A 12,185-nucleotide genomic window follows, 5' to 3' on the forward strand; every position below is an offset into this window, starting at 1 on the left:
CCTAGCCACAAGGGTATTTACTAGGTATTTTTTCCTACTTTTGGGGTGGTTTTGAGTGCAACAATGAGCTAAAAAATAAAAAAAATGCCGAAATCCATATAAATTAATGGTTTCATCTATCCACTTCTGGCTACAACACCTTAGAATGATTCATTGAAAAGTAGAGCCGATGGGATGTACAGCCATTTTGAGTATATATACTCCCAAAGGATGACTTTTGTATCTCTCCAAACAGAGACTTCAGTAAAGATGCGACAAGGTGCAACTGTACTGAATATCAAGTAAACATTAAGGAGTTCCAAATGAACAAAGGTGAATTGGTTGATGCCGTAGCTGAAAAAGCTAGTGTTACTAAAAAACAAGCTGATGCCGTCTTAACAGCTGCTTTGGAAACGATTATTGAAGCTGTCTCTTCTGGCGATAAAGTTACGCTGGTAGGATTTGGCTCTTTTGAATCACGGGAACGTAAAGCTCGTGAAGGTCGTAACCCCAAAACTAACGAAAAGATGGAAATTCCAGCGACAAGGGTTCCTGCTTTCTCTGCCGGTAAGTTGTTCAGAGAAAAAGTAGCACCCCCAAAAGCATAGGTTCTAGTATTAGGAATCTGAATTTGATGCGGCAACCAAATCACGGGGGAAATTTAGCTTGGGCAGCAGCATTGGCTGGTTGTCCTGCGGATGCGATTGTAGATTTTTCTGCTAGCATCAGCCCGTTGGGGCCGCCTCAAAATGCGATCGCTGCTATTCAGTCACAAATTAGTAATCTTAGGCACTATCCAGACCCTGATTACCGTGAACTGAGGCTGGCTCTAAGTCATTTCCATCAATTACCTTTAGAGTGGATTCTGCCGGGCAATGGTTCAGCAGAATTACTTACTCTCGCAGGTAGGGAATTAGCTCAATTAGCCGCAACAATTTTAATCACTCCAGCCTTTGGCGATTACTACCGCACCTTAAGGGCGTACCACGCTAAAGTACTGGAGTTTCCCCTTGTTAGTGCTGAGTCACGAATATTGGGTACAGAGTGTCACTTAACGCAACTTCACACCCAGCACTCAGGACTCATCACTAACTATGCTTTGTTACTCAACAATCCCCACAACCCAACAGGAAAGCTATTCACAAGAGAGGCGATTTTGCCTCTGCTGGAACAGTTTGCTTTGGTGGTGGTGGATGAAGCATTTATGGATTTTGTCCCTCCTGATGAGGAACAAAGCCTGATTCCAGTAGTGGCAGAATATCCTAACCTAGTGATATTGCGATCGCTGACAAAATTCTACAGTCTCCCAGGGCTGAGATTAGGATATGCGATCGCTCACCCTGATCGTCTGCAAAAATGGCAATTATGGCGTGACCCCTGGCCGGTCAATACCTTGGCGGCGGCGGCGGCGATAGCTGCCCTTGAGGATCGAGAATTCCAAGCACAAACTTGGCAATGGCTACCACCTGCAAGAGAGGAACTATTCCAAGGCCTAACCGCCATCCCAGGATTAATACCCCAAGCTAGCGCTGCTAACTTCTTACTGGTGGAAACACAACAATCGAGTTTAGACTTACAGCAAAAATTACTCCAGCAGCACCAGATTTTAATTCGTGATTGTCTTAGCTTTAAAGAACTAGGCGATCGTTTTTTCCGCGTCGCCGTCCGTTCTCACACAGACAATCAACGCTTAACAAAAGCACTAAGCGCAATAGTCCAAAACTCTTTTGACCACTGACTACTGACCAATGACTAATGACTATTGACTACGATGTCGTGATTATTGGCGGCAGTCTCGCAGGACGCTATGCCGCCCTTACCGCCACCCAAATGGGGGCTAAAGTGGCATTGGTAGAATCCCAGCTAAATAACAGTTTGATTGTTCACCAAGCCATAGGGGAAATTGCCAACCTAACCCAAAATTTGCATAATTTGGCTGGCTGTGGCATCGATGCTGTACACCCTGATACTTCTGAAAAGTGCCAAATTTCCCTAAAATGGGCAGCAGCATTGTTTTCGGCTCAAGGTATTGCCGCTAACGTCCAAGAACAAATGTCTCTTGCTCACTTGTCAGCCCAAGGAGTCGATGTCATTGTTGACAGTGGACAATTTCAACGCTCACCCCATTTAGCTTTTGTTGTAGGTCAGCGCCTACTACGCGGTCGCACTTATCTACTTGCTAGTGGTTCCCTACCAGCAATTCCCAAAATTGAAGGATTACAAGCTACCGACTACCTGACACCAGCAAATATTTGGCAATATTTATACAAACAACATTCTCCATCTTCGGAACTACCCCAAAATTGGGTAATTATTGGCGGTACTCCTCAAAGCATCGAAATATCGCAAACTTTAGCCAGACTGGGTTGCAGTATCACTTTGGTAGTTAAATCTCTTCATCTTCTACCTCAGCTTGACCCAGAAATTGCCCAGTTGCTTCAAGCACAGTTAGAAATCGATGGTGTACGCATCCTAACTCAAAAAATGGTGACACAAGTCAAGCGAATCGACGATAAAAAATGGGTTCAGGCAGGAGAAAAAGCAATAGAAGCTGATGAGATTCTAGTAGCAATTGGCCAGAAACCAAATATTGAATCTTTGAATTTGCCAGAAGTAGGAGTGAAATGGCAGCAGCATCGTTTACTGGTCAACGAAAAACTACAGACTACCAATCACCGAATTTATGCTTGTGGTGATGTCATTTGCGGTTACGACTTGCCTAACGTAGCTAATTACGAAGCTCGAATTGCTTTGAACAATGCTCTGTTTCTTCCCAGGTTGCAAGTTAATTACCAAAATACTCCTTGGGCGATATTATCCCACCCAACTTTAGCCCAGGTTGGGGTGACGGAGAACCAGGCAAAACGCCAATTTAGTCAACAAGAAGTTATCGTCTTGAGGCATTACTATAAATCCATAGCAGCAGCCCAACTGAAAAATGAAATTACAGGTATTTGTAAATTAGTGGTGCTAGGCAACGGAAAAATTTTAGGAGCTACTATATTTAGTACACAAGCCAGAGAGTTAATTAATCTCATTGCTTTGGCAATGTCTCGCAATATTTCTGTCAAACACTTAGGGAATTTATCTGCTGTCTATCCAAGTTTCTCAGAACTTTTAGAACAAACAGCACGAGATTTTAGCCAACACAGGTTCAATAACAACACAGCTTGGCAAGATTGGTTGGAGAATCTCTTTTATTTGCGCCGTAATTGGAATTTGTGAATGTTCGCTCCTCTTCTCATGAGGCTGAAAATACTAAACTGTCATACTCTGTTGGCAAAAGTAAAAAATTATACTTAATAAATTTTCAAGAAAATCATGATTTGTTATCTATCTAACATCTAATTTTCGGTTTCTTACTATATATTAAGTAAAGCTTTTCTCAAAAACCTTGTATATCTCACAGCGAGTAGCACAGTCATCAGAATTTATTTTTGAAGACATTGACTAGTGTCTATACTCGCTTTTTTATATTTGTAATATAGCGGTGTTACGTGATTTGTAGGCAGAGTAATACCGAAATTTGTCATATCCAGATAGACTTTTGATCTAGCATTGCTATATAACTGGCTGATAGTTATATCTTTAGTCAAAAAGGAATTATTATATGCTGCGTCGCGGGATATTATTTACTTTTGGAATTTTCTTGAGCATAATTTTAATCGCGTGTAATACTACAAATACTCAGCAGCCACAAGCACAAGCTACGCAAAGTATTACAACACCTAATACTCCATCTCAAGAATTAGCAAAATTATCTGCTAAAAGAGTTGTGACACTCTCTTCTCTAACCACAGATATTATTTTTCAACTGGATAAAACAAAGCTTGTAGGTATTTCTGGTAGCTCATTATTCAAAAATGACCCCCGTTTCCAAGATATACCCCGTATCAGCGAAGGTCAAAGTCCCCCCAATTTGGAAAAAATTGTGGCGCTCAAGCCTGATTTAGTCATTGGTGCAGAAGGTTTTTCTAATCAACCAATTCAAAGACTCCAACAATTAGGTATTCCCACCTTACTGACTCAAATAAATACATGGAAGTCTTTAGAAGAAATTACAGCAAAGCTGGCTCAGTTAATTGATGTTAATCCCCAACCTTTATTAGAACGTTATCGGAGTTTTCTAGGGGATAAGCCAGGAACAAATACTTCTACTTTAGTTCTGGTTAGTAGTCAACCAATTTTAGCTCCCAATAAGAATAGTTGGGCTGGGGATTTACTCGAAAAATTCCAAGTAAAAAATTTAGCAGCAGAACTACAAGGAAAAAGCCCAATCGCTGGTTATGTAACTCTTTCGGCTGAGAAAGTTTTAGAAGCTAATCCAGAAGCGGTTGTTCTAATTACTCCTCCTCAAGGTGGTTCAAAAACAGAAGTTTTAGATTCTTTCAAGAAAGAGAGTTTTTGGCAAAAATTACCCGCGACTAAGAATAATCGAGTCTATGTTTTTGACTATTATGGGTTAGTAAATCCAGGTAGTATAGATGCTATAGAGAAGGCTTGTGAGCAGATTAAGAAAGATTTGCTAGCTTAAGATTTCAGATGATACCAATTCAAAATTCACAGTTTCTTCAACACGTTGCGCGTAAACCTCCTGGGAAGCAAGCGTTCGACTAAACTCGCACCCAAGTCTAAGCGTAGCGTTTCGCAGAGGACGTAGAGAAGAAAGCCAGATATAACGGAGATAAGATTTATTGCGCTTCCCTGCGGGACGCTCCGCGTTAAGCGGAGCTATGCCGAAGGCTTTACGCGTGTCAGTTGTCAGTTGTCAGTTGTTATTTGTCAGTGGTTGAAAGGAACTGGTTTAATACCCCATCCCCTTGTGGGTAGTTTTTAGTCGTTTTTGCCACTAACCACTAACAAAAACTCCACACACAAGGGGATTGAGTTTTTTATTTTGAATTGATTTATCTTATCTTTCTGCAATTGATATCTTCTTATTAGATTGGGGCGCACCACCAGTTAAACTGCGGAAATATAAACCACCAACAGTTAATAAGAATAAAAGATATCCCACTGCTTCTACAATATAAAGATGTTGTCTGTAGCCAAATAAGGATTTGAGAATTACACCAGGAAACTGTTCATCGGGTAAGATTTGCTCAGTATTCCAAACCAGCGGCCCTAAAATACAAGAGTGGATTTTAGTAAAATGTTGGTAATAAAAACAAAGATTTTCTGAGGCGCGGCTGCTAAGAGCTAAGTTTGCTACAGCATCATCGAAATGCTTTAAGGCGGAAACAACTAATCCTGCAACAATTAATACTAATAAAACGCCCATTACTTGGAAGAATTGGCGGATATCAATTTTAACGCCTAATTTAAATAAAAGTACACCAATAGCTGCTGCTGTTGCCAAACCCGCCAGAGCGCCTATTGTCGGTATAAGTCCCTGTTGAAAATTGGCGGCGATGAATAATACTGTTTCAAAACCTTCACGAACAACAGCAACGAGAATTAAGCTAAAAACACCCCAGCCAGCATTTGAGTTTTGTGTGAGTGCGTCTGTAACTGCTCCTTCGACTTGCGCTTTCATGAATCTGGCTTGTTTTGTCATCCAGATTAGCATCCAACTGAGCATAGCGATCGCCAACACACTAAAAACGCCTTCTAGCATCGGTTCCACTACCACTGTGTATTGAGGATTAGCGGCTCCAACTGCTTGAATTATCCAAGTGAATAGCACACCAATTAGCGCACTGATTACGATACCAACGGCGACACCAGCGTACACCCAAGGGTTGAGGCGGGATTGTTTAGCCTTTTTGAGCAAAGCTAAGACAATACCAACAACTAAGGCGGCTTCTACTCCTTCTCGGAGTGTAATGACAAAAGTAGGTAGAGCAGTACTAAAGTTCATAATCAGTTGTTTATGGTCAGTGGTCAGTTGTCAGTGGTCAGTTGTCAGTTGTAAATGATTTATTTTCATAGCAACTGACAAATGACTATTGACTATTGACTAGATAAAATCTCGTAGCATTTTTTTCAATTCGAGATTGTGTAGCTCTTCTTGTCCAATCATGCTGCGAGCGAATTCTTCTAGATAAATACTGGCATTGGCTACAGTATCTAACAAAGATTTATACATTTCCAATGCCTTTCTCTCATGGTTCAAGCTTTCTTGTAGGATATCCTTAACAGTATGCTTGTAGGTTTCCTCCATTGGGGCAATTCTCAGGGTGGGATGTCCATCTAAACCTGTGAGAATTTCTCCTACTTGTTGAGCATGGAGTAGAGATTCACTGGCTTGTGCTTTGAAGAAAGCAACAATGGGAATGCGATTAGGGCCGGTTACCATCAAGGAATAATGTGTATAGCGCACTACGCCAGCGAGTTCAAATTCCATGATGGCGTTAAGTAGGTCAATGGCCTTATTTTGGTTAAGCTCTTGCATGAGTGGTTGATTAAAATTACGAATGGAGCGTCATGAGTAAAAGGGTACAGGTGTTAAAAGTCTCAATAATGTTCACTTTTAACTTTTAACAGTTATCTCACTTCTTATCCATTTTAAACTTCTCAGTTTCCGCCTCCAAGTGAGTCCTTGGGCTATTTTTGTGCTTGCGTACTTGATTAGTCGATAACTTTTTGCGAGTTTAGCTCAATAGTTTTTACCAGTTTAGTAACTTCTTCGGGGGTTTTTATTGGTGTCGCTGGTGGAATAGCTGCTGGCCAGACTTTTGTTAGTTCTGCAAGACTAGTGTTAATGGCTTTGTCTGCTTCCGGGTTGGCCTGTGCTACTTGAGAGGAAATTCCTTTATACAATTCGTTGGCGTAGACAATAAAACCGCGAGAATCTTGATATTCAATCGCTGCCGCAATTTTACCATCTGCGATCGCCGCCCCATATTCGGAGTTAGCTGCATCCAACAAGCCGTTAATCACTTGTAGGACAAATCCGGGTTTGCTGCGTTGGGCTGCTGGTAAAGTGGCGATCGCCCCATCAACTGACTGCACGGAAGTTGTAAAATCAGTTTTTACCTTGGCATCCTTTGGTTTCGATTTGACTAAATCTTGCAAACTAACCAACGTTGTCTTAAATTCTTTAACTTTACGCTCATTAAGCTGTTCTTCTACATCAACATAAATCTCTTCCACAGGGTGTCCTATATGGGGTTCTGCCTGTTTTGGCTGATTTTGGTCTAGTAATTCTTGCGCTACCAAAAGATGTCCCTTCATTAACCCCAATTTGGTCATGTAGTCCACATCTTTAGCTTCACCTGTTAACACCACTTCTTGAACAGTCACTATGTCTTTAATTTGGTCGAACTGTTCTTGAGTAATCACTTTCTTGCTAACTAAATCCTCTGGACTACCGTAGGGACGACTACCTTGAATTTTGTTTGATAATGCTGGTACACCTAACTTAGCTTCAAACTTATCCAATTCCGACAAGATAGCAGTATTGATATTAATTTTGGCTTTACTACCATGACTGCTATGGTTGACAGCTTCCGTAGTTTGGGTAGCAGAATTGCTGTTAGCTGGCTGTGAATTTTCGGCTGTTGGTGTACCCCCACTACAAGAACTCAGGGAGACTATGACGCAAGCTGCAACAGCCAAACAGATATAACGGGATTTAACCATTTTGATTCCTAAAGGTGATAAAAACCCATAAATTGCGAGATTTTTCAGCTATATACTTAAGATAAAATCTGATATATTTTTGCAATAGGTATTATGATGATTTATCACAAATAAAAGTAATTATCAACTAATTATAAAAATATTTAAGTTAAATTTAAAAAATTATCTCATTCTCTAGTGCAGCTAACAACTGCATCAATTAGAATGATTTTGATTATTATTAGCAACAACTTCAAATTGACCCATACAACCATTTTCAGCGATCGCATCTTGATGAGGATGGAACATATATTTACCTGGATAGCGAAACGCAAATTCTAAAATATGCCGTTCTGCAACCCCCATTGTGATCACATCGGTTTTCTCGCTAGCTTTCATACTCATGCCATAACGATAGACATCAAAGAAGTTAGCGTGGAGGTGAAACGTCACAGCCGGATCATATTCAATAATGTTGAGGACGTACAGCCGAATCAATTGATTTTGGTAAATCTGAATCGGATTATCCATATAGTGATGAGGTAAGCCGTTGAAGGCGTAAAAATCATTATGGCTATTATCATCTACGTCATAGCCAGCCATCACCAGCACTATCTCATCGGCTGGGGGACGGGGTGTCGGTGGGTCGATGATAAACATTCCATATAAACCTTTGGCGATGTGACGGGTAACAGGTTCAATATGGCAGTGGTATAAATGAACCCCGTAAGGTTCAGCATCAAATTCGTAGATGGTGGCACTATTATTACTCACAGGACGGACACCATCCATTTCGGCTGGATGAACCCCATGAAAATGTAGAGAGTGGGAATGTCCAGCTTGGTTGTGAAATAATACCCGGATGCGATCGCCTTGTTTGGCTCTGAGTGTCGGCCCTGGTATGCGACCATTAAGATCCCAGATGTTGTAAGAAACAGCACTATTGAGTTGAATGACTGAAGTACCCGCAGTTAACTGAAATTCTCGAATAGTCCGACCATTTTCTTGCTTCAGCGTTCCATAATCGAATTCTCTCAGCATCCGCATGGGTTGAGCCACTTTATCAGCTGCATCCATTTTCATTTGCGGTACTTTGACAATAGACTTACCTTGTGAGTTCAATGTCTGCCAAAGCGCTGCCGCACCTGCCACACCAATACCACCTAACCCCAGCTTCAGTAATTGGCGACGAGTCCAAAATTCTCGTCTACCCAGATTAAAATTATTGGGCATGAAATTAAACCACAGAATTAACAATTCAAAATTCAAAATACCCTACGGGTACTCTGCGAGAACGCCTTTGGCGAACGCAGTAGCGTTCCGCAGGAAAGGCTGCGCCAACAAAATTCAAAATTAAAGACAGTTGGAGTCGGGGTTTCTCAAGACAAACCCCAACTCAACTGATACTACGTGTAGACGTAAGGGTCTTAAACCCTATGAATTTACGATACAGCCAGAGTTGCAAATAATGATGTTAGTAATTGTCTTGAATTTTTAATTTTTACCTTTGAATTGTTAGTTAGGGTATAAGCTGGTTTAGACTATATCGTTGAAATATATTTTTTAGGTATAAAGTGTGCTGAGAAGGGTTCTCGCATCGAAACGTGCCTCCCTAATTCTCATGGGGATGCTGAGCTTTTATATAATTGTTAGTGCATCTGCGCCAGCTTATGCCATGCACATTATGGAGGGCTATCTACCAGCAGGGTGGGCAGCTTTTTGGTGGTTAGTAGCTTTGCCGTTTATGCTTCTAGGAGTGCGATCGCTCACCCGCATCACCAAAGCCAACCCAGAACTAAAATTATTGTTAGCATTGGCAGGGGCTTTTACTTTCGTATTATCGGCCTTGAAATTGCCCTCAGTAACGGGTAGTTGTTCTCACCCGACAGGTACAGGCTTAGGGTCCGTGCTATTCGGGCCTTTGGCGATGTCTGTGTTGGGTAGTTTAGTATTGTTGTTTCAAGCATTGCTACTGGCGCATGGTGGTTTAACAACTTTGGGTGCAAATGCTTTTTCAATGGCGATCGCGGGGCCATTTGCAGCCTATTGGATATATCATCTGACAATCAAGTTAACTGGCAAGCAAAGAATTGCCATCTTTTTAGCAGCCACCTTAGCAGATTTGCTAACCTACATTATTACTTCCGTCCAACTAGCCTTAGCTTTTCCCGCACCAGTCGGCGGATTTATCGCCTCATTCGCCAAATTTGCTGGTATTTTCGCCATTACCCAAATCCCTTTAGCCATTAGTGAAGGATTATTAACTGTCTTGGTATGGAACTGGCTACAATCCTACTCACCGCAAGAACTCCAATTATTGAAATTAATCCAAGGGGAATCTCAAAGCCATGAATCAATCTAAACAAAGCCTCAGTAATTGGCTATTGATAGGCGGAGTCATCGCTTTAGCCGTTTTACCTTTAATATTTGTGCGGGATGCAGAATTTACAGGTGCAGATAGCCAAGCCGAAAAAGCAATTAGTGAGGTGAAGCCTGGATATGAACCTTGGTTTAAACCGTTATTTGAACCACCAAGCGGTGAAGTGGAAAGTTTATTATTCAGTTCACAAGCAGCTTTAGGCGCGGGGATTATTGGTTATGCAGTTGGTTTATATAAGGGACGTTCCCAACAGCAAAGGCATAAGGAATGACCTTACAAATAGATACCCTTGCGTATACTAATAAATTGCGGCGATTAGCACCAGGACAGAAATTGTTGTTGGCGATCGCCTTACTTATGATCACAGCCTTTGCTCATCCCCTGGTACAAATATTAATTGCTCTGTGGATGAGTATTTGGACTATATTTTACGCAGGTATTCCAGCAAAAATTTATTTGAAGTTAATTTATATTGCAGGCTTTTTCTGGTTGACTAGTTTACCAGCTTTGGCAATTAATGGAGTAGGGATTTCTCAGTTAAATTTAGTGCAGAATGATGCTGTATATGGGGTAAATATTGGCTTTTATTATTTATATATTAGTCAGCATGGACTTGAACAAGTATGGCAGATTTTCACACGAGCGATCGCCTCTATTTCTTGCTTATATTTTGTCATGTTAACTATCCCCTTTACAGACTTACTACAAACTTTACGGCGTTACGGCTTCCCCATACTCCTCACAGATTTATTATTATTAATGTATCGGTTTATTTTTGTTTTATTAAAGACAGCTTCAGACTTATGGACTGCTCAACAAGCTCGTAATGGTTACGCCACATTTAGTCTGAGCATGAAAAGCTTATCATTGTTGATTAGTCAATTGTTCCAACGCACCCTAGAAAAGTATCAACAAATATCCTTAAGCTTGGTATCAAGAGGCTTTAATGGGGAATTTCAAGTTTGGCATCCTTGTCGTTATCACTTATCCAAACGCTATGCTACAGAAGCAATTCTTGGATGCTTTTTATTGATAATTTTAGAATGGAATCTTCATCTTATCAAGTAAATAAAATCTCCAAAATTTACTAACTTAGAACTTGTATTAATTAATATAGAATAACCCACATATAAGCATTTAAACCAATGTTTACTAATTCTAAATTTAAATTCTCTCAAGTTGTAGATAATGCAGCAGTCATTACTCACGTTTGAACAAGTATATTATACATATCCAGGTACACAACAATCAGTACTTAATGGCATAACACTACAAATTCCCCAAGGAAAAAGATGTGCCTTAATTGGGAGAAATGGTTGCGGTAAAACCACTCTATTCTCTTTAGCCAACGGTTTGTATAAACCACAGCAAGGTCGTGTGTATTGGCAGGAGAAGGCACTACAATATGACCGTAAAAACCTGATGCAACTACGCCAAAAAGTTGGACTTGTTTTTCAAAATCCAGAGCAACAATTAGTAGCCTCTACTGTTGAAGAAGATATCTCCTATGGCTTATGTAATTTAGGATTACCAATAGCAGATATTCAACAGCGAGTTACCCAAGCTTTAGTAGAATTTGAACTAACAGAATTAGCCGAAAGACCAGTACATCACTTGAGTTTAGGACAAAAAAAACGTGTCTCTTTAGCGGATGTCATGGTTTTAAGACCAGAATTACTCTTATTAGATGAGCCAACCGCCTATCTCGACAGACCCCAAAGCCGTAACTTAATGGCAATGCTCAATAAAATTTATAAATCTGGAACAACAATACTCATGGCTAGTCATGACTTGGATTTAGTTTATTGCTGGTCAGACTGGGTTTTTGTGATGGATGCAGGAAGACTTATTTTAGAAGGAAAACCAGAAGATATTTTTTCTCAAAGGGAAATTCTCGACAGCATAGAGTTAGGTCTACCACCAATATATGAAATTTTCATCACAGAAGAACTAGCGACTAAAGAGCATAATTCAGAAAATTTCCGGCGGAGGATATTGCAGTTTTTTTGTTAATAGCCCAATTCCCAGCTTCTGGAAAATTCAGGAAGCCGAATTATTAACATATTTTTTTAATAAATATCCAATTAACACTAATTAAATAAAATTTAATAACTTGCTAAATAAGTACAATATTTGACGAATTTTTTATTGTCAATATTCCCCAAGTATCATTATAAAATCCCCCAATAGGGCATTGAAAACAAAAGAAAAATAGTGTTTTTTATTAGTTTGATGCCTGAATGACATTATTTTTATTGTGTGA

The 12,185-nt window shown here is 40.2% G+C and carries 12 protein-coding genes; 8 read left to right on the forward strand and 4 right to left on the reverse strand.

What is annotated here, in order from left to right; all coding sequences use genetic code 11:
• Positions 1-302: 302 nt before the first annotated feature.
• From ACN222_RS19680 to ACN222_RS19695, 4 genes are all read left to right on the forward strand, one after another.
• The gene (locus ACN222_RS19680; RefSeq protein WP_010998076.1) at positions 303-587 is read left to right on the forward strand and encodes an HU family DNA-binding protein; all 285 of its coding nucleotides are present in this window, start codon (positions 303-305) and stop codon (positions 585-587) included.
• A 26-nt stretch (positions 588-613) separates the two neighbouring features.
• Positions 614-1,717 carry a threonine-phosphate decarboxylase CobD gene (gene cobD, locus ACN222_RS19685; RefSeq protein WP_044522000.1) on the forward strand — a complete coding sequence of 368 codons (1,104 nt, stop codon included), beginning with the start codon at positions 614-616 and terminating at the stop codon, positions 1,715-1,717.
• A 17-nt stretch (positions 1,718-1,734) separates the two neighbouring features.
• The gene (locus ACN222_RS19690) at positions 1,735-3,204 is read left to right on the forward strand and encodes a dihydrolipoyl dehydrogenase family protein (protein ID WP_010998078.1); all 1,470 of its coding nucleotides are present in this window, start codon (positions 1,735-1,737) and stop codon (positions 3,202-3,204) included.
• 385 nt (positions 3,205-3,589) lie between these two features.
• Positions 3,590-4,513, forward strand: coding sequence for an ABC transporter substrate-binding protein (locus ACN222_RS19695; RefSeq protein WP_010998079.1), 924 nt, complete (start codon positions 3,590-3,592; stop codon positions 4,511-4,513).
• 378 nt (positions 4,514-4,891) lie between these two features.
• Here ACN222_RS19695 and ACN222_RS19700 read toward each other — a convergent pair whose 3' ends face one another.
• The 4 genes from ACN222_RS19700 to ACN222_RS19715 form a co-directional block, all read right to left on the reverse strand.
• Positions 4,892-5,839 (reverse strand): FTR1 family iron permease, encoded by a 948-nt coding sequence (locus ACN222_RS19700; protein ID WP_010998080.1) that lies wholly within the window; start codon positions 5,837-5,839, stop codon positions 4,892-4,894.
• A gap of 99 nt (positions 5,840-5,938) precedes the next feature.
• Positions 5,939-6,373, reverse strand: coding sequence for a ferritin-like domain-containing protein (locus tag ACN222_RS19705; protein ID WP_010998081.1), 435 nt, complete (start codon positions 6,371-6,373; stop codon positions 5,939-5,941).
• 176 nt (positions 6,374-6,549) lie between these two features.
• Positions 6,550-7,563 carry a helix-hairpin-helix domain-containing protein gene (locus ACN222_RS19710; protein WP_010998082.1) on the reverse strand — a complete coding sequence of 338 codons (1,014 nt, stop codon included), beginning with the start codon at positions 7,561-7,563 and terminating at the stop codon, positions 6,550-6,552.
• Positions 7,564-7,758: 195 nt separating this feature from the next.
• Entirely contained in the window at positions 7,759-8,775 is a 1,017-nt protein-coding gene (locus ACN222_RS19715) for a multicopper oxidase domain-containing protein (protein WP_010998083.1), read from the reverse strand.
• Positions 8,776-9,163: 388 nt separating this feature from the next.
• Here ACN222_RS19715 and ACN222_RS19720 point away from each other — a divergent pair, with 388 nt between their 5' ends.
• The 4 genes from ACN222_RS19720 to ACN222_RS19735 all read left to right on the forward strand — a co-directional run bounded on the left by ACN222_RS19720 (position 9,164) and on the right by ACN222_RS19735 (position 11,935).
• The gene (locus ACN222_RS19720) at positions 9,164-9,904 is read left to right on the forward strand and encodes an energy-coupling factor ABC transporter permease (RefSeq protein WP_190449656.1); all 741 of its coding nucleotides are present in this window, start codon (positions 9,164-9,166) and stop codon (positions 9,902-9,904) included.
• Positions 9,891-10,193 (forward strand): energy-coupling factor ABC transporter substrate-binding protein, encoded by a 303-nt coding sequence (locus ACN222_RS19725; protein WP_010998085.1) that lies wholly within the window; start codon positions 9,891-9,893, stop codon positions 10,191-10,193. The genes ACN222_RS19720 and ACN222_RS19725 overlap by 14 nt, the downstream gene beginning before the upstream one ends.
• On the forward strand, positions 10,190-10,990 hold the full coding sequence (gene cbiQ, locus ACN222_RS19730; RefSeq protein WP_010998086.1) for a cobalt ECF transporter T component CbiQ: 801 nt from the start codon (positions 10,190-10,192) through the stop codon (positions 10,988-10,990). Before ACN222_RS19725 ends, cbiQ begins: the two co-directional genes overlap by 4 nt.
• A gap of 120 nt (positions 10,991-11,110) precedes the next feature.
• The gene (locus ACN222_RS19735; protein ID WP_010998087.1) at positions 11,111-11,935 is read left to right on the forward strand and encodes an energy-coupling factor ABC transporter ATP-binding protein; all 825 of its coding nucleotides are present in this window, start codon (positions 11,111-11,113) and stop codon (positions 11,933-11,935) included.
• Positions 11,936-12,185: the final 250 nt, after the last annotated feature.

The sequence above is a fragment of the Anabaena sp. FACHB-595 genome, from assembly GCF_048568275.1.
Lineage (GTDB): Bacteria > Cyanobacteriota > Cyanobacteriia > Cyanobacteriales > Nostocaceae > Trichormus.